This is a genomic window from Mesorhizobium sp. P160927 (genome assembly GCF_057766385.1).
The window spans coordinates 409114-426823 of sequence record NZ_JBYMDW010000001.1; the positions used below are offsets into that span (position 1 = coordinate 409114).

13 protein-coding genes and 1 pseudogene are annotated in these 17710 nt (G+C 63.3%); 2 read left to right on the forward strand and 12 right to left on the reverse strand.

What is annotated here, in order from left to right:
• Positions 1–115: 115 nt before the first annotated feature.
• The 10 genes and pseudogenes from pyc to AC3CB8_RS02150 all read right to left on the reverse strand — a co-directional run bounded on the left by pyc (position 116) and on the right by AC3CB8_RS02150 (position 13822).
• Complete coding sequence (gene pyc / locus AC3CB8_RS02105; RefSeq protein ID WP_352564031.1) at positions 116–3574, reverse strand: pyruvate carboxylase; 3459 nt, start codon at positions 3572–3574, stop codon at positions 116–118.
• A 289-nt stretch (positions 3575–3863) separates the two neighbouring features.
• Positions 3864–4982 carry a branched-chain amino acid ABC transporter substrate-binding protein gene (locus tag AC3CB8_RS02110; protein WP_023771718.1) on the reverse strand — a complete coding sequence of 373 codons (1119 nt, stop codon included), beginning with the start codon at positions 4980–4982 and terminating at the stop codon, positions 3864–3866.
• A gap of 137 nt (positions 4983–5119) precedes the next feature.
• Positions 5120–5467, reverse strand: coding sequence for a DUF6867 family protein (locus tag AC3CB8_RS02115; RefSeq protein WP_023771719.1), 348 nt, complete (start codon positions 5465–5467; stop codon positions 5120–5122).
• 16 nt (positions 5468–5483) lie between these two features.
• Positions 5484–6212 carry an ABC transporter ATP-binding protein gene (locus tag AC3CB8_RS02120; RefSeq protein ID WP_015315220.1) on the reverse strand — a complete coding sequence of 243 codons (729 nt, stop codon included), beginning with the start codon at positions 6210–6212 and terminating at the stop codon, positions 5484–5486.
• Entirely contained in the window at positions 6212–7693 is a 1482-nt protein-coding gene (locus tag AC3CB8_RS02125) for an ATP-binding cassette domain-containing protein (RefSeq protein WP_352564030.1), read from the reverse strand. The genes AC3CB8_RS02120 and AC3CB8_RS02125 overlap by 1 nt, the downstream gene beginning before the upstream one ends.
• A pseudogene (gene livM, locus AC3CB8_RS02130) lies at positions 7693–9198 on the reverse strand (high-affinity branched-chain amino acid ABC transporter permease LivM); the annotation flags it as partial. The pseudogene livM and the gene AC3CB8_RS02125, both read right to left, overlap by 1 nt.
• A gap of 94 nt (positions 9199–9292) precedes the next feature.
• Entirely contained in the window at positions 9293–10195 is a 903-nt protein-coding gene (locus tag AC3CB8_RS02135) for a branched-chain amino acid ABC transporter permease (protein ID WP_023784250.1), read from the reverse strand.
• Positions 10196–10528: 333 nt separating this feature from the next.
• On the reverse strand, positions 10529–11530 hold the full coding sequence (locus AC3CB8_RS02140) for a 4-hydroxyproline epimerase (protein WP_488377258.1): 1002 nt from the start codon (positions 11528–11530) through the stop codon (positions 10529–10531).
• A gap of 14 nt (positions 11531–11544) precedes the next feature.
• A complete protein-coding gene (locus tag AC3CB8_RS02145) occupies positions 11545–12882 on the reverse strand; it encodes an NAD(P)/FAD-dependent oxidoreductase (protein WP_352553229.1) in 1338 nt (445 codons plus the stop codon).
• A 46-nt stretch (positions 12883–12928) separates the two neighbouring features.
• Entirely contained in the window at positions 12929–13822 is an 894-nt protein-coding gene (locus AC3CB8_RS02150) for a dihydrodipicolinate synthase family protein (protein ID WP_352553227.1), read from the reverse strand.
• Between the two features lie 69 nt (positions 13823–13891).
• On the opposite strand from AC3CB8_RS02150, the gene AC3CB8_RS02155 reads away from it, so the two are divergent.
• Positions 13892–14584 (forward strand): GntR family transcriptional regulator, encoded by a 693-nt coding sequence (locus AC3CB8_RS02155; RefSeq protein ID WP_352564028.1) that lies wholly within the window; start codon positions 13892–13894, stop codon positions 14582–14584.
• Positions 14585–14609: 25 nt separating this feature from the next.
• Here the strand turns inward: AC3CB8_RS02155 and AC3CB8_RS02160 are convergent, their stop codons facing one another.
• Together AC3CB8_RS02160 and AC3CB8_RS02165 are read right to left on the reverse strand one after the other, a co-directional pair.
• Positions 14610–14915 carry a hypothetical protein gene (locus tag AC3CB8_RS02160; RefSeq protein WP_023771727.1) on the reverse strand — a complete coding sequence of 102 codons (306 nt, stop codon included), beginning with the start codon at positions 14913–14915 and terminating at the stop codon, positions 14610–14612.
• Between the two features lie 235 nt (positions 14916–15150).
• Positions 15151–16647: a CoA-acylating methylmalonate-semialdehyde dehydrogenase gene (locus AC3CB8_RS02165; RefSeq protein ID WP_023771728.1), complete on the reverse strand. Its 1497-nt coding sequence runs from the start codon at positions 16645–16647 to the stop codon at positions 15151–15153.
• A 159-nt stretch (positions 16648–16806) separates the two neighbouring features.
• On the opposite strand from AC3CB8_RS02165, the gene AC3CB8_RS02170 reads away from it, so the two are divergent.
• Positions 16807–17688, forward strand: a complete 882-nt coding sequence (locus AC3CB8_RS02170; RefSeq protein WP_352564027.1) for a LysR family transcriptional regulator — start codon at positions 16807–16809, stop codon at positions 17686–17688.
• Positions 17689–17710 lie beyond the last annotated feature (22 nt).

Here is a 17710-nt window from a genome sequence, read left to right on the forward strand (position 1 = left end):
GCCGCAGCGAATTTCAGCGGTTCGATGCCCGACCGGGGCCGGCGGGTCAAGCCGTTATCGAACAGCTCGCCAAGGCCTGCCGCCAAGCCGACGCCTGCCCGTTCGTTGCGAGCTCTCAGTTGAACGCGATCAGGAGATCCTTCGCATCGATCTGGTCGCCGGCCTTCACCAGCACCTCGGCGACCGTCCCGTCGCGCTCGGCGTGCAACGCCGTCTCCATCTTCATCGCTTCGATGGAGAGCAGCACGTCGCCAGCCTTGACGGCCTGGCCGGCGGCGACCGAAAGTGCGGAGACCACACCCGGCATCGGCGCCCCGACATGCGCCTCGTTGCCGGGCTCCGCCTTGCGGCGCGCCTTGGCCGCTGACGCACCATGCGCGCGGTCGGGCACCTTCACGCGCCGGGGCTGGCCGTTGAGCTCGAAGAACACCGTGACCATGCCCTTGTCGTCGACATCGCCGAACGCCTGGCAGCGCACGACCAAGGTCTTGCCCCTTTCGATATCGACGAAGATCTCGTCTTCCGATCTCATGCCGTAGAAATAGGTCGGCGTCGGCAGAACGCTGACCGGGCCGTATGTTTCCTGCGCGGCGACGAAGTCGGAAAACACCTTCGGATACATCAGCCACGAGGCGAACTCGTATTCCGACAGCTTGCGCTCGAGCTTGTCCTCGATCTCCTTGCGGCTCTTCTCAAGGTCAGCCGGCTTGAGCAATGAGCCGGGGCGCGCCGTGATCGGCTTGTCGCCCTTGAGCGCCTTCTTCTGCAGCGCCTGCGGCCAGCCGCCCGGGGACTGGCCAAGATCGCCGCGCAGCATCGAAACGACGGAGTCCGGGAAGGCGATGTCGCGGCCCGGGTTCTCGACGTCGGCGACTGTCAGGTCCTGGCTCACCATCATCAGCGCCATGTCGCCCACGACCTTGGAGGACGGCGTCACCTTGACGATGTCACCGAACATCAGGTTGACGTCGTGATAGGTCTGCGCCACTTCGTGCCAGCGTGTCTCGAGCCCCAGCGAACGCGCCTGTTCCTTCAAATTGGTGAACTGCCCGCCCGGCATTTCGTGCAGGTAGACCTCGGAAGCCGGGCCTTTCAGGTCGCTCTCGAAAGCAGCGTACTGATTGCGAACGGCTTCCCAGTAGAATGAGATCTTGCGGATCCATTGCGGGTCGAGGCCCGGATCGCGCTCGGTGCCCTTCAGCGCTTCGACAATCGAGCCTAGGCAAGGCTGCGACGTATTGCCGGAGAAGGCGTCCATCGCCGCGTCGATCGCGTCGACGCCGCTCTCCACCGCCGCCAGCACGGTTGCCGCCGACAGGCCCGACGTGTCGTGGGTATGAAAATGGATCGGCAGGTCGGTCGCCTCGCGCAGCGCCTTGAACAGCACACGGGCAGCACTCGGCTTCAACAGGCCGGCCATGTCCTTGACCGCGATGATATGGGCGCCGGCGGCCTGCAATTCCCTGGCGAGCCCCACATAATATTTCAGGTCGTACTTAGCCCTCGCCGGATCGAGAATGTCACCGGTATAGCACATCGCCGCTTCGATCAGCTTGCCCTCGGCGCCGACCGCGTCCATGGCGACGCGCATGTTCTCGACCCAGTTCAGGCAGTCGAAGACGCGGAACAAGTCGACGCCGCCCGACGCCGCCTGCTTGACGAAATGCTGTACGACATTGTCGGGATAATTGGTGTAGCCGACGCCGTTGGCGCCGCGCAGCAACATCTGCAGCAACAGGTTGGGGGCAGCCTCCCGCACCAGCGACAACCGCTCCCATGGATCCTCGGTGAGGAAGCGCATGGCGACGTCGAAAGTGGCGCCGCCCCAGCATTCGAGCGACAGCAACTGCGGCAAGGCGCGCGCATAGGTGCCGGCGATGCCGGCAATGTCGTGCGTGCGCACGCGAGTGGCCAGCAGCGACTGGTGGCCGTCGCGCATCGTCGTGTCGGTGACCAGCACTTCCTTCTGCTCGCGCATCCAGGCGGCGAACTTTTCCGGCCCGAGCACGTCGAGCTTCTGCTTGCTGCCGCTTGGGACATTGCCGTTGAGGTAGGGCACCACGGGCGCCGCCGCGTCGGCCTTTGGCGTCGGCCGGCCGCGCGTTTCGGGATGGCCGTTGACGCTGACATCGGCTAGGTAGTTGAGCAGCTTGGTGGCGCGGTCCTGGCGCTTGACCTGCTGGAACAGCTCCGGCGTCGTGTCGATGAACCTCGTTGTATAGGAATTGTCGGCGAAGTTCGGGTGATTGATGATCGCTTCGAGGAAGGTGAGGTTGGTGGCGACGCCGCGGATGCGGAACTCGCGCAGAGCGCGGTTCATGCGGGCGATCGTCTCGGCCGGCGTCGGCGCCCAGGCCGTGACCTTCTCCAGCAGCGGATCGTAGAAGCGGGTGATGACCGCGCCGGAATAGGCGGTGCCGCCATCGAGGCGGATGCCGAAGCCGGTGGCGCCGCGATAGGCGGTGATGCGGCCGTAGTCCGGAATGAAATTGTGTTCGGGATCTTCCGTGGTGATGCGGCACTGCAAGGCATGGCCGTTCAGCCGGATATCCCTCTGCGCCGGCACACCCGATTCCGGCGTGCCGATGACGAAACCGTCGAGGATGTGGATCTGCGCCTTCACGATGTCGATGCCGGTCACCATTTCGGTGACGGTGTGCTCGACCTGGATGCGCGGATTAACCTCGATGAAGTAGAACTTGCCGGTATCGGCGTCCTGCAGGAATTCGACCGTGCCGGCGCCGATATAGCTGGTCTCGCGCGCGATCTTCAGCGCGTAGCCGCAAAGCTCCTGGCGCAGGTTCTCGCTGAGATAGGGCGCCGGCGCGCGCTCGACGACCTTCTGGTTGCGGCGCTGGATCGAGCAGTCGCGCTCGAACAGGTGGACTGCATTGCCGTGCGTGTCGCCAAGCACCTGCACCTCGACATGGCGGGCGCGCTCGATCAGCTTTTCGAGATAGACCTCGTCCTTGCCGAAGGCGGCCTTCGCCTCGCGCTTGCCTTCCATGACCTCGCGGGCGAGGTCGGCCTCGGAGCGGATGGCGCGCATGCCGCGGCCACCGCCACCCCACGAGGCTTTCAGCATGACCGGATAACCGACCGTCTTGGCGAGTTCCTTGACCGCCTCCATGTCGTCCGGCAACGGATCGGTCGCCGGCACCACGGGCACGCCGACCTCGATGGCGAGATTGCGCGCGGCGACCTTGTTGCCCAGCCGGCGCATCGTGTCGGGCTTCGGGCCGATGAAGGTGATGCCCGCTTGCGCGCAGGCTTCGGCGAATTCGGGACTTTCCGACAGCAGCCCGTAGCCGGGGTGGATGGCATCGGCGCCCGAAAGTCTGGCGACGCGGATCACCTCCTCGATCGACAGATAGCTCTCTATCGGCCCCATGTCCTTGCCGAGATGCGGGCCGCGCCCGACCTGATAGCTCTCATCGGCCTTGAAGCGGTGCAGCGAGTATTTGTCTTCCTCGGCCCAGATCGCCACGGTTTTGAGGCCCAACTCGTTGGCCGCGCGAAAGACGCGGATGGCGATTTCGGACCGGTTGGCGACGAGTATCTTCGTGATGGCCAAGGACTGGGCTCCAGCAGCGGAAGGAACAGGAAATCGGGGCAATGATTAGCGGGAAAATGCTGCAGTGCAAACAAAATCGACGCTCATTTAAACCGATTTAGATCGATTATCCGGCCAACACTCGCACGCATCAGTTCGTACGGACGGAACAATGGCGACAATTTCGATCCTGGATGCGATCTTCCTGGCTAAGGAAGGCTCACCCACGACGCAACCTGGCTGCCGGCGCGCATCAAAGAAAATGCCCGGCGCGAGGCGCCGGGCATCGTTGGTTTCGTATCCGAATGAATTACGACTTCGGGAACCAGGAATACTTCCCGTCGTCCTTCTTCTTCCATTCGTACATGATGTAGCCTGGCAGCTTCGGATCGCCCTTGGCGTCATAGGCGAGATCGCCCAGAACGGTCGGGAACGGTCCGCTTTCATGCATCGCCTTGGCGACTGCCTGCGGATCGTTCGTCTTGGCGGCAGCGGCCGCCTCGGCGACCACCTGCACGGCGGCATAGGCGTAGAGCGTGTAGGCTTCCGGCTCGAAACCCTGCGCGCGGAACTTCTCGACGAGTTCCTTATTGGCCGGGATCAGACGCGGGTCGGGGCCGAACGTGTTGAGGGTGCCGGCGACGGCGTCGCCCGCAATGGCGGCGAGTTCGTCCGTCACGATGCCGTCACCCGACATCATCGGGGCCTTGAGGCCCTGGTCCGCCGATTGACGGATGATCAGGCCGGCTTCGGTGTGCAGACCTCCCCAGTAGATCAACGTGACGCCGGCTTCCTTCATCTTGGCGATCAGCGCCGAGAAGTCCTTGTCGCCGACATTGACGCCTTCATACATCACTTCCTTGACGCCCGCGGCGTTCATCGCCTTCTTGGTTTCGTCCGCGAGGCCCTGGCCATAAGGGGTCTTGTCATGGATCACGGCAACCTTGGCATCCTTGAAGTTAGCCGCGATATAGGCGCCGGCGATGCTGCCTTGCTGGTCGTCGCGTCCGCAGGTACGGAACACATTCCACAGGCCGCGCTCTGTGAACTTCGGGTTGGTTGCGGCCGGGGTGATTTCGACGATATTGTTTTCCGCGTAGACCTCGGAGGCCGGGATCGACACGCCGGAGTTGAAGTGGCCGATCACGAACTTGACGCCGTCGCCGACGAACTTGTTGGCGACCGAGATGCCCTGCTTCGGATCAGAGACGTCGTCGCCGACTTCGAGCTTGATCTGCTCGCCATTGATGCCGCCCTTGGCATTGATATCGGCGACGGCCGCTTCGGCGCCCTTCTGCAGCTGTGCGCCGAAGGCAGCGTTCGGGCCGGTGATCGGGCCGGCAACGCCGAACATTACATCAGCCCACGCGTTGCCGCCGAACGCGACTAGCGCGGTCAGGGCCACGGCGGACAAGAGTGACTTTTTCATTTAAACGCTCCCATTAACGGAGTGGGCGTGGATGAAGCTTTCATGCGATGCCCACCCTTATCGCAGAAAGCATAGTTTGCCGATTTTCAGGCACTTGTCACGCCGATTCATCCCTGACGCGGCGTTAATGATGAACGTCAACCTTTCGATTTCCAGCTCAAGATTGAAGCTCTTTCGTAGAGCCAATTATACTGTGTGACCATCTGGTTGGTTCGTGTGTATTGATAGCCGACGAAGCCTAGTATCATCAGCACGACGGTGTCGACGATATAGTAATGCAGCGAGAACATCGTGCCGTCGAACAGCGCGTGATGGATGAAGCGGATGCCGATGCCGAGCCCGAGCAGATAGGCAAACAGCTGGATGAAGCTGCGCCATGTCTGGGCACTGGCCTTGCCGGTCATCCATGCCGCCCATCCGCCGAGCAGGCAAGTGACGAAGAAGAACTGCCAGATCGACGGTTCCTCGTAGAGAATGCCTTGCATGGGAAGTCTCCTGAACTCAGTGATGTCCGCCTTCGAGATAGGCGGCGCGCACTTCCGGATTGGCGAGCAGCTCCTTGCCGGTGCCGCTCATCGTCACATTGCCGTTGACCATGACATAGCCGCGCGTGGCGAGCTTGAGCGCGCCGAACGCGTTCTGCTCGACCAGGAACACGGTCAGCCCTTGGGTGCGGTTCAACTCGCGGATGGCATCGAAGATCTGCTTGACGATCAGCGGCGCCAGACCCAGCGACGGCTCGTCGAGCAGAAGCAGTTTCGGCCGCGCCATCAGTGCGCGTCCGATCGACAGCATCTGCTGTTCGCCGCCCGACAGCGTACCACCACGCTGGGCGATGCGCTCCTTCAGCCTGGGGAACAGCGTGAACACCTTCTCGACGTCCTCGCCATAATATTTGAGGTTGTCGAGGCTGGCGCCCATCTGCAGGTTTTCCATCACCGTCATGCGCGGAAAGATGCGCCGGCCCTCGGGTGACTGGGCAATGCGCATGCGCGCGATTTCGTGTGTCGGCAACTGGGTGATATCGGTCCCGTTGAAAGTGATGGTGCCCGTGCGGGCGCGTGGAGCCCCGAAGATGGTCATCATCAGCGTCGACTTGCCGGCGCCGTTGGCGCCGATCAGCGCCACGATCTCACCTTGCTTGACGCTGACATTGACGCCGTTCAGCGCACGGATGTTGCCGTAATAGGTCTCCACGCCCTTGATATCGAGCAGCGTTGTCGTGGCCATCACTTGCCCCCTCCACGCTTGCCCTGAACGGGCTTGGCTGTGCTCGCCTTGGCTTTGCCGGAAACATGACTGGTCGCCACCTTGCCTGCATCGACGCGGCGTGAGAATTCCGTATCCTTGCCTTGGCCGAGCAGCTTAGCCTGCTTGACCCACTCCTCGCGCGCTATGCGTCCGTCAAAGGCGAGATAGGCCTCGACCGCTTCGACGTCCGCCTTCTTCCAGGCGCCGATCTGGTCGAAGTGGAAGATGCCGTGTTCGTTGAGCTTCTTCTCGTTGACCGTGCCGATGCCCTTGATGCGGGTCAGATTGTCGGCCTTGCCGCCACGGGGGGCAGCGAGCCGGTTCGAAAGGCCTTCGGCCTTCGCGGCGGGCGCCTTGGCGGCCGTCTTCCTTGGCGCCGCTTTCTTCGCGGCGGGCTTGGCCTGTGCCGGTGTCGGGGCGACAGGCCTGCTTGCCACGCTGGCGGCGCGGGCATCGACCTGCGCTGCCTTCGAGGCGCCTTTCGACACGGTTACGCGTTCGCCTTGGCTATGGCCGACGGTGTCGCTCACCGGCCCGGCCAGATACGAGGATGATGTCCCCGGGCCATGCGCGGAGTCGGGACCGATGTCGAGCTGTTCGATGACGTCCTCGTCGCCGACTTCGGTAAGTACGGTCTCGACTTCCTCGTCGTCGACGCCAAGATAGGCAGCGATGACACGCGGGTCGGTGCGCACCGACTGCGGATTGCCGTCGGAGATCTTGCGGCCATATTCCAGCACCACGACATGGTCGGAGATCTGCATGACCACCGACATGTCGTGCTCGATCAGGAGGATCGAGGTGCCAGTCGTGTGCTTGATCCCCATCAGCAGTTCGTTGAGAGCCGCCGATTCCTTCGGGTTGAGACCGGCCGCGGGTTCGTCGAGGCACAGAAGCTCGGGACCGGTGCACATGGCGCGCGCGATCTCGAGCCGCCGCTGTGCGCCGTAGGGCAGGTCGCCGGCCGGATCGTCGGCTCGATCGACGAGATCGGCCTTTTCCAGCCAGTGCTTGGCAAGCTCCACCGATTCGGCCGAGGCCTTGCGGTAGCCGCTGAAGCCGAACAGGCCCAGGATCGTATACCCGGATGCCTTCATCAGCTTGTTGTGCTGGGCGACGAGCAGGTTCTCCAGCAGCGTCATGCCCGAGAACAGGCGGATGTTCTGGAAGGTGCGCGCCACCTTGGCGCGCGCCGGGATCTCATGGTTGGGCAGCCGTTCCAGCAGGTAGCTGGAGCCATCGGCCCGGTTGAGCGTGATCATGCCTTCCGACGGCTTGTAGAAGCCGGTGATGCAATTGAACACGGTGGTCTTGCCGGCGCCGTTGGGGCCGATCAGCGCGGTGATTTCGCCGCGCCTGGCGGTGAAGGACAGGTCGCCGATGGCGACCAGGCCGCCGAACTTCATCGACAGATGATCGACCTGCAGGATGGAGTCGTTCATTTGTGCGTTCGCATTCATCAGCCGTGACCCTCCTTGGTGAAGGAGCTTGAGACAGCCCTGCGCTCCTTGAGGAAGGCTGTCGGTTCACGACTGCCGACAAAGCCGCGCGGCTTCCACAGCATGACGATGACCATGGCCATGCCAAACAGGAGCATGCGGTAGAGTTCGGGGGTGAAATCTTGCCCGAAGACCTGCTTGAGGAAGTCGAGCTCGCGCAGCGCCTCGGTGCCGCCGATCATCACCATGGCGGCGACGGCGATGCCGACCAGCGACCCCATGCCGCCAAGGACGACGATGGCCAGGATGATGGCCGATTCCAGGAAGACGAAGGATTCCGGGCTGACGAAACCCTGCCGCGCGGCGAAGAACGCCCCGGCAAAACCGCCGAACATGGCACCCGTGGCAAACGCCGTCAGCTTGGTCGTGGTGGTGTTGATGCCGAGCGAGCGGCAGGCGATCTCGTCCTCGCGCAGCGCTTCCCAGGCGCGCCCCACGGGCATGCGCCTCAGCCTGATGGTGACGAAGGCGGTGAGCATGCAAAGCGCCAGGATCAGGTAATAGAGGAATATCTTGTAGTAGGCGCTCGAGGTCGCGAGGTGCAGGACCTTGGCGATGTAGTTGGGGTCCGAGACGTTGAAGGTCATCAGGCCGAAAAAGGTGACCTTCGGAATGCCGGAGATACCGGCCGAACCGTTGGTCACATCGCGCCAGTTGATCAGCACCAGCCGGATGATCTCACCGAAGGCAAGGGTAACGATCGCCAGGTAATCGCCGCGCAGGCGCAGCACCGGAAAGCCGAGCAGCACGCCCCAGAAGGCGGCCATGGCGCCAGCCGCCGGAAGCAGTATCCAGAACGACAGGCCGTAGGTTGTGCCAAGCAGCGCATAGGCATAGGCGCCGACGGCGTAGAAGGCGACGTAGCCGAGATCAAGCAGGCCGGCGAGGCCTACGACGATGTTCAGCCCCCAGGCCAGCATCACGTAGATCAGGATCTGGATGCCGAAATTGTCGACCCATTTCAGCGAGCCCTGCAGTCCGGTGGCGACCGACCACGACATCAGCGACAGCACGACGACGACAAGGATCGGATAGAGCACCAGCGCGGCAATGCCGAGCTTGGTGAAGTTGGCGTGGATGAAGCCGCGGAAATAGTAGATCACACAGGCCAGCGCATAGATGATTGCGAGCGCGCGCAGGAACTGCAGGTAGCCGGCCGCCTCTGCTCCGACCCATCCGGCAAGCGAGCCGTTGAACACGAACAGCAGCACCACCGCGATGATCGCCACGACAAACGCCGGCAACAGGAAGAAGCGCGACGCCGCGCTGGCCGGCAACAGGCCGGTGGCGACATCGGCGATCTTCTGGTTGGCCATGAAGGGCTGACCATAGGCGACATAAAGGAAACGCCCGACAGCCGTGGCGATCACCACGGCGGCCAAGAGGCCCCAGCGCTTCACCAAGACCAGTTCGTTGGAGATGTTCTGGTCGGTCTTGAGGCCGATGAACAGCACGAACAGGCCAAGCGAGATGGCGCCGGCATAGAAGCCCTCGCGCAGCGCGCGCTGCATGGGGCTGGCGACAGTGTCGCGCTCTGGAGATACGGTCACGGCCATGGTCTCAGACCTTTTCGACTTCTGGCCGGCCCAATATGCCGGAAGGCAGGAAGATCAGCACGATTGCCAGGATCGAGAACGCGGCGACGTCCTTGTAGTCGATCGAGAAATAGGCCGACCACATGCTCTCGATGAAGCCGATCAGGAGGCCGCCCAGCACCGCACCTGGCAATGAACCGATGCCGCCGAGAACCGCCGCCGTGAATGCCTTGACCCCGGGGGTAAAGCCGTCCGAGAAGGCGATGACGCCGTAGTACATCAAGAACAGCGTGCCGGCGACGGCGGCAAGAGCGGCGCCCATGATGAAAGTGATCGAGATGGTGCGGTCGACGTCGATGCCCAGCAGTGCGGCCATCTTGCGGTCCTGCTCGCAGGCGCGTTGCGCCCGGCCAAGCGAGGTCTTGTTGACCAAGTACCAGAACAGCGCCAACAGCAAAGCGGTGACGATGACGATGATGATCTGCTTAAGCGACACGCTGACGCCGTTGATGTTGTAGACTTGGCTGACCATCGGCGGGATCGGCTTGTTGCGCGGGCCTTGCGTCACCTGGACGAAGTTCGACAGCGCGATCGACATGCCGATGGCGGTGATCAGCGGCGCCAGCCGGAACGAACCGCGCAGCGGCCGGTAGGCCACTTTCTCGATCGTCCAGTTGTAGAGGCTGGTGAGCAGCATCGCCACGATCATCATGACCAGCAGCGCGATGACCACGGGTACCGAATAAAACAGCGCGCCGAGGATGAGGAAGACGATCAGCGCCGAGAAAGCGCCCACCATGAAGATGTCGCCATGGGCGAAATTGATCATGCCGATAATGCCGTAGACCATCGTGTAGCCGATCGCGATCAGCCCATATATCGATCCCAGCGTCAGCCCGTTGATAAGCTGCTGGACAAAGTACTGCATGTGTACATGGCTCCCCTGGAATGTCGCCCATGCAGACGCATTCCTTTTCGTATTTCCCCTAGTCGTAAAGTTTCGAGCCCGGATTGCAACGTGATTTTTTTGACCGCCCCGCGTGTTCGCAAGTCACGTCTTCCCGATCGCCCGTTTTCGCACCCAGCCCCTGGACTATCGCGGACCCTATCATTGGCATAACGCAATGTCTTTGACGATTGAGCCGCATCGTGCGCTCGCTTTCGAAGAAATCACCGTCAAGATTAGGTGATGAGAGGAATCGTTGCGTTCCTGACACGTTTCGTTTTTCGTCACGCTCCTTTCCGCAGCGTCAGGATTCTCCTACTTGACCACGAAACCATGCGCGAACGGATCGCGGTCGTCGATGAAGATCGTGTTCAGTCCAGTCATGCGGGCCCAGCCGCCGATCGAAGGGATGATCGCCGGCTTACCGGCGACCGTGACGTCCTTTTCAACCTTGCCCTTGAACAGCGAGCCGATGATCAATTCATGGACAAACGCATCCCCCGCCTTGAGCTTGCCCTTGGCATGGAGCTGCGCCATGCGCGCCGAGGTGCCGGTGCCGCATGGAGAGCGGTCGATCGCCTTGTCGCCGTAGAAGACGGCATTGCGGGCATCGGCTCCCTCAACCGTCGGCTTGCCGGTCCACAGCATGTGCGATAACCCGGTGATCCCGGGATTCTCCGGATGCACGAAGGAATACTTCTCGTTGAGCCGCTGCCGCACCACCGGGCTCCAGGCGATGAAGTCGCCGGCGGAATAGTCGGCCATATCGCGATAGTTCGCCTGCGGCTCCACGATGGCGTAGAAATTGCCGCCATAGGCGACATCGACGGTGATCTCGCCGAGACTTGGACATTCGACCGTCAACCCTTCGGCGTGCAGGAAGGAGGGCACGTTGGTGATGCGTACTTCCTCGACATATTCGCCGACCTGCTTGTACTCGGCGATGACCAGCCCGGCCGGCGTGTCTAGCCTGAGCACACCCGGCGTCTTCGGCTTGATCAGCCCGTGCTCGATCGCCATCGTCACCGTGCCGATGGTGCCGTGGCCGCACATCGGCAGGCAGCCGGACGTCTCGATGAACAGGATGGCGATGTCGCAATCCTCGCGCGTCGGCGGGTAGAGGATCGAGCCTGACATCACGTCATGGCCGCGCGGTTCGAACATCAGGCCAGTGCGGATCCAGTCGTATTCGGCCAAGAAATGCGCCCGTCGCTCCATCATGGTCGAGCCCTGCAGCAAAGGGCCGCCGCCGGCGACCAGCCGCACCGGATTGCCGCAGGTGTGGCCGTCGATGCAGAAGAAGGATTTCTTGGCCATGTCGCTCCTTGAGATCAAAACCGTTGTGGACTGAAGGGGGCCAGATCAACGGACGAAGTCTGCCCCAGAACGAATTCCCTGATCAACCGCCCGGTTGCCGCGGCCTGCGTCAGGCCGAGGTGGCCGTGGCCGAAGGCGTAGATCACCGACCGGCTTCGCGCCGCCTTGCCGACGACGGGCACCGAATCCGGCAGCGAGGGCCGGAACCCCATCCATTCGCGCCCGCCCGAGGGATCGAGCCCCGGCAGGAATTCCCGCGCCTTCCGCAAGAGCGCTTTCGACCTGTTGAAATTGGGCGGCCGCTCGATGCCGCCGAGTTCCACGGCACCGCCGACACGCAGGCCGGTTTCGAGCGGGGTGATGACGAAGCCATGGCCGGAAAAGATCAACTGTCGCCTCACGTCGAAGGCGCTCGTCGGCAGCGTCGTGTTGTAGCCGCGTTCGGTCTCCAGCGGAATGCGATCGCCGAGCTGCCGCGCCAGCAGGTGCGACCAGGCGCCCGCGGCAATGATTATGTGTCCGGCTTGCCTGCTCGTGCCGTCGGCCAGTGTCAGTGTCGGGCCATCCTGATCCGCCGCGATGCGGTCGATGCGGGCCATCTCGAAGCGGGCCCCCTTGGACTGCGCGTACGCCCACACCGCCTTGCCGAGCAGTTTTGGATCGGCGACCGTCTTCCATCCAGGGACGAAAGTGCCTTTGACGAAGCGCGGTGACAGCCCCGGCTGCAGGTCCGCCAGGTCCTCGCCCTCGACATGGCGGAAGCCGATGCCGAAGCGCTCGCGCGCCGCCCAGCCCGACAGCGAGGCGCGGAACTCGGCCTTGCCTTCGTAAAGTTCGAGCGAACCGTCCTCGCGCAGCATCGGCCGGGTGCCTGAGCGATCGAGCAGATCCATCCATTCGGCCTCGGCAAGCTTCATCATGCCGGCCTGCGCCGTCAGGCTCGCTTCGTATTTCCCAGGCGCGCCGGCGCGCCAGAATCGGATCAGCCAGGGCAGCAGCTTCGGCAGGTAGGCGGGCGGAATGCTGAGCGGGCCGAGTGGATCGGCGAGCCATTTTGGCAGCTGCCGGATCATTCCCTTGTGCGCCAGCGGCAGCACGTCGGAGAAGGCAAAGGCGGCGGCGTTGCCGGAGCTCGTCTCCTCGCAGATGCCCGTGCGGTCGAAGACCGTGACGTCCAGTCCTGCCTCGGCAAGGAAGGCAGCAGCGCAAATGCCGATGATGCCGCCGCCGATGATGGCGATGTCTCTCCCTTCTCCTCGTTCACGGGGAGAAGGTGCCCGAAGGGCGGATGAGGAGCGCCGCCCCTCGTCTGTCGATTTGGACTTTCCTTGCACCTGGGCGCTGCCTCTCATCTGGCTGCCGCCATCTTCTCCCCGTGAACGGAGAAGAGAACCCTCTTTAGAACCGCGGCAGTGTCGGCCGCGCCGCCAGCGCATCCTTGATGATCTTCTCGACCGCTTTGCGGCGTTCGCCCGACAGCGGCATGCGCGGCATGCGCACGCGGTCATTGGTGTTGATTGCGAACACTTCGGCAAGCTTGATGTTCTGCACCAGATAGGTCGAGACATCGAGGTCGAGCAGCGGCCGGAACCAGCGGTAGATGGCGAGCGCCTCTTCGCGACGTCCCTGCTTCATCAGCTGGTAGATGGCGACGGTCTCGCGCGGGAAGGCGGTGACCAGACCGGCCACCCAGCCGATGGCACCCACGGACAGCGCCTCGAAGGCCAGATTGTCCACGCCGGTGAACAGGTCATAGCGGCTGCCCAGGCGGTTGATGATCTCTGTCGAGCGGCGGATGTCGTCGGAGGATTCCTTGATGGCGACGAAGCGCTTGTCCGATGCCAGCTCCTCCATCTGGTCGACGCTTACATCTACGCGGTAGGCGAGCCGGTTGGAATAGATCATGACCGGCACGTCGCCGGCTTCCGCCACCGCGCGCAGCGCCGCCACCGTCTCTTCCGCGTTGGTGTGGTAGATCGGGCTCGGCACCACCATCAGGCCATTGGCGCCTTCCTTGGCGGCGCGCTTGGCGATGCTGGCCGCCTCGCGAGTGCCAGCCTCGTTGACCGTCAGCAGCACCGGCTTCTTGCCAGCGATCTTCTGCGCGGTCTTCAGCACCTCGATCTTCTCGTCAGGTGACAGCATCGGTCCCTCGCCGAGCGAGCCGCAGACAATGATGCCATCGCAGCCGGCATCCATTTGCAGGCCGAAGCAGCGCTCCATCTCGGCGTGGTCGAGCCGATCGTCGGCGGTGAATTTGGTCGTGACGGCGGGGAAAACTCCGGTCCACATGGCTATCTCTCCATCTGATATATCAGCCGTATATCTGTTAGGAAAGCTGCTGTCAATACGGAATTTGTTATGATATATTCTAGATATATCAGGAGAGCACCTTTGATATCCATGGAAGCAAGCACCGTGTCCGAACCCGCGGCGACCAGGGCCTATCGCGTCCTCGAACACATGATCGTCACGCTCGAACTGGCCCCGGCGAGTTTTGTCACCGAGGGTTCCCTGATCGAGCGGCTGGCGCTCGGCCGCACGCCGGTGCGCGAGGCGATCCAGCGGCTGGCCTGGGAGGGATTGCTCGATGTCAGGCCCCGCGCCGGCATCGCGATCGCGCCACTGCACCCCGGCGACTGGCTGCGTGTGCTCGACGCAAGGCGCGGCGTCGAGGTGGTGCTCGCCCGTTCGGCCGCACGCTTCGTCACCCGCGAGGCCGCCGACATGTTCCACGAGGCGGCGCTCGCCATGCAGAAAGCAGTGATATCAGGCAATGTGCTCGCCTTCATCCAGGCCGACAAGGCGCTCGACGAGGCGCTGGCGCTGGCCGCCGACAACCCGTTCGCCGCCCGGTTGGCCGCCCCGCTGCAGACCCACAGTCGCCGCTTCTGGTTCCGCTACAAGGCCGACACCGGGCTGGCGGAATCCGCCGAGCACCATGTTGCATTGATCCGCTCGATCCTGGACGGCGACGAGGAAGGCGCCGCCAAGGACGCCAAGAAACTGATGACACTGCTGCGGGGCCATGCCGAGGTCGCCGCCACGCGCTAGTTGCAAGAGCGCAAAGGCAAATCGCTCAGGCGCCCGGCAAGGCCGCCTTGAGTGTCGGGCTGTCCCAGCCTTCGCCGACCGACAGGATACAACTCTGGCCTTTCGTGTCGGACGCCAAGACCGTCCAGCTGCCTTGTTCCGAAACGAAGACCTCGAGGACCACATTGGGGTTGATCAGGCCGCGCCCGGCTTCGCTTTCGTGGAAGTTCTCGCCGAGCGCTTTCACGATATCGGCGCGTGCCGCGCATTGCCCAGCTGCATTTGCCTGGGCAGCACCCAAGCACATCGCCATCGCCGCAACGAACATTGTCGCCGTAAGACGTCGTGTCATTTGACACCTCCTTGCGCCGGACGATGCAATGCCACCGGCCCGCCGTCGGCGCCCTGGTTGTCTGCCGCGCCTCCTCCACGGCAGGATTGCAGCCCTAAGTCGCGCAATCCCCACCGGTTCCATCACATTAGCGTTTGCAAAAACAAAAGGCCTAAGTCCGGAGACTTAGGCCTCAGGTTCAATCGATCTTCTCATCCGCCTTGCAGGGAGGAAGACCAGATAAAAAAGCGTCCGGTCAATTCATCGTGGGGATAACGAACTCGGCGCCGTCCTTGATGCCGGACGGCCAGCGCGACGTCACCGTCTTGGTCTTGGTGTAGAAGCGGAACGCGTCCGGGCCATGCTGGTTGAGATCGCCGAAGGAAGATGCCTTCCAGCCGCCGAAAGTGTAATAGGCGATCGGCACCGGGATCGGTACGTTGACGCCGACCATGCCGACCTGGACACGGCTGGCGAAGTCGCGCGCGGCGTCGCCATCGCGGGTGAAGATGGCGACGCCATTGCCCATCTCATGGTCGTTGGCGAGCTTGATGGCGTTCTCATAGGTCGGCGCGCGCACCACCGAGAGCACCGGCCCAAAGATCTCTTCTTTGTAGATGCGCATATCGGCCGTGACATTGTCGAACAGGCAACCGCCCATATAGTAGCCGTCCTCATAGCCCTGCATCTTGAAGCCGCGACCGTCGACGACAAGCTTGGCGCCTTCCTTGACACCGGTGTCAACGTAACCCTTGACGCGCTCCAGCGCCTGGGCGGTAACCAGCGGGCCGAAATCCGCTGCCGAATCCGTCGAGGGACCGACCTTCAGGCTTTCGACGCGCGGGATCAGCTTTTCCATCAGCCGGTTGGCGGTGTCGTTGCCGACCGGAACTGCCACCGAGATAGCCATGCACCGCTCGCCGGCCGAGCCGTAGCCGGCGCCGATCAGCGCGTCGACGGTCTGGTCCATATCGGCGTCGGGCATGATGATCATGTGGTTCTTGGCGCCGCCGAAGCACTGCACGCGCTTGCCGGCCGCCGTGCCGCGCGAATAGATGTAATGCGCGATCGGCGTCGAGCCGACAAAGCCGATGGCCTTGATGTCGGGATCGTCGAGGATGGCGTCGACGACATCCTTGTCGCCGTTGACGACATTGAGGATGCCGGCCGGCAGACCGGCCTCGATGAACAGTTCGGCAATGCGCATCGGCACGCCCGGATCACGCTCCGAAGGCTTCAGGATGAAGGCGTTGCCGCAGGCGATCGCCGGCGCGATCTTCCACAACGGGATCATCGCCGGGAAATTGAACGGCGTGATGCCGGCGACGACGCCGAGCGGCTGGCGCATCGAATAGACATCGATGCCGGGGCCGGCGCCGTCGGTGAACTCGCCCTTCATCATGTGCGGAGCGCCGATGCAGACCTCGACCACTTCCAGGCCGCGCTGGATGTCGCCCTTGGCGTCGGCGATGGTCTTGCCATGTTCGCGCGCGAGGATCTCGGCCAGTTCGTCATAGTCGCGGGCGACCAGTTCGAGAAACTTCATCAGCACGCGCACGCGGCGCTGCGGATTGGTCGCGGCCCATTGGGGCTGTGCGGCCTTGGCGTTCTCGACCGCCGCGCGCAATTCCGCCTGCGAGGCCAGCGCCACCGTGCCGCGCACCGTGCCGTCCATCGGCTGCATGACGTCCTGCTTGCGGCCGCTGGTGCCGGCGACACGCTTGCCGCCGATGAAATGACCGTAGTCGATCATGATTTCTCTCCCTGGTTTGTGATGTCGCATTGTCCGCCTTTGGCTGGCCGATGGCAACGCGAGGGAGAACGCAACCGTTGTGCGTAAAATAGATATCGTTTGACGCGTGAGCATCAATTCTCGCAAATACTCGCCTGGGATCGCTATCAGGGGAAGGCCATGAACTGGGATGACGCCCGCATCTTCCTCGCCGTGGCGCGGGCCGGCCAGATCCTTGGCGCCGCCAGGCGGCTTGAGCTGAACCACGCCACCGTCTCGCGCCGCATCGCGGCCCTTGAAGGCGCGTTACGCACGAAACTCTTCCGCCGGCTGACCACCGGCAGCGAACTGACCCCGGCCGGCGAGCGCTTCCTCGACATCGCCGAGCGCATGGAAGGCGACATGATCGCCGCCCGCTCGACCATATCGGGCGAAGGCGACGATGTTTCCGGAACCGTGCGCATCGGCGCACCCGACGGCTTCGGCGTCGCCTTCCTGGCCAAGCGGCTGGGCGAACTCACCGCCCAGCACCGCGAACTCACCATCCAACTCGTCCCGGTGCCGCGCTCCTTCTCCCTGTCGCGGCGCGAGGCCGACATTGCCATAACCGTCGAGCGGCCGACCGAAGGCCGGCTGGTGGCGGGGAAACTGGTCGACTACTCGCTCGGCCTGTTTGCCTCCCGCGGCTATGTCGACGCGCATGGCCTGCCCAAAACCGCCGCCGAACTTGGCCAGCACACCCTTATCGGCTATGTGCCTGACCTGATCGTCAGCCCGTCGCTCGACTACGCCGCCGAATTCAGCGCCGATTGGCGGACCAGCTTTGCCATCTCCTCCGCACTTGGCCAGGCCGAAGCCGTGCGCTCGGGCGCCGGCATCGGCATCCTGCACACCTTCGTCGCCCGCTCGATGCCGGAGTTGGTGGCCGTCGATGTGGTCGCGCCCATCCGCCGCGCCTACTGGCTGGTCTATCACGAATCGGTGAGGCCGCTGCGCCGCGTCCAGATCGTCGCCGGCTTCATCACCAAGGCGGTGGAACGGGAGCGGGGGTTGTTTACCTGATTTCCCTCAAATGCCTGCGGGT

Excerpts from the sequence above, each read along its gene's own strand:
- AC3CB8_RS02145 (WP_352553229.1), bottom strand. The coding sequence starts at position 12,882 with ATGAGAGGCAGCGCCCAGGTGCAAGGAAAGTCCAAATCGACAGACGAG.
- AC3CB8_RS02150 (WP_352553227.1), bottom strand. The coding sequence starts at position 13,822 with ATGTGGACCGGAGTTTTCCCCGCCGTCACGACCAAATTCACCGCCGAC.
- AC3CB8_RS02155 (WP_352564028.1), top strand. The coding sequence starts at position 13,892 with ATGATATATTCTAGATATATCAGGAGAGCACCTTTGATATCCATGGAA.
- AC3CB8_RS02115 (WP_023771719.1), bottom strand. The coding sequence starts at position 5,467 with ATGCAAGGCATTCTCTACGAGGAACCGTCGATCTGGCAGTTCTTCTTC.
- AC3CB8_RS02165 (WP_023771728.1), bottom strand. The coding sequence starts at position 16,647 with ATGATCGACTACGGTCATTTCATCGGCGGCAAGCGTGTCGCCGGCACC.
- AC3CB8_RS02135 (WP_023784250.1), bottom strand. The coding sequence starts at position 10,195 with ATGCAGTACTTTGTCCAGCAGCTTATCAACGGGCTGACGCTGGGATCG.
- AC3CB8_RS02170 (WP_352564027.1), top strand. The coding sequence starts at position 16,807 with ATGAACTGGGATGACGCCCGCATCTTCCTCGCCGTGGCGCGGGCCGGC.
- AC3CB8_RS02160 (WP_023771727.1), bottom strand. The coding sequence starts at position 14,915 with ATGACACGACGTCTTACGGCGACAATGTTCGTTGCGGCGATGGCGATG.
- AC3CB8_RS02125 (WP_352564030.1), bottom strand. The coding sequence starts at position 7,693 with ATGAATGCGAACGCACAAATGAACGACTCCATCCTGCAGGTCGATCAT.
- AC3CB8_RS02140 (WP_488377258.1), bottom strand. The coding sequence starts at position 11,530 with ATGGCCAAGAAATCCTTCTTCTGCATCGACGGCCACACCTGCGGCAAT.
- AC3CB8_RS02110 (WP_023771718.1), bottom strand. The coding sequence starts at position 4,982 with ATGAAAAAGTCACTCTTGTCCGCCGTGGCCCTGACCGCGCTAGTCGCG.
- AC3CB8_RS02120 (WP_015315220.1), bottom strand. The coding sequence starts at position 6,212 with ATGGCCACGACAACGCTGCTCGATATCAAGGGCGTGGAGACCTATTAC.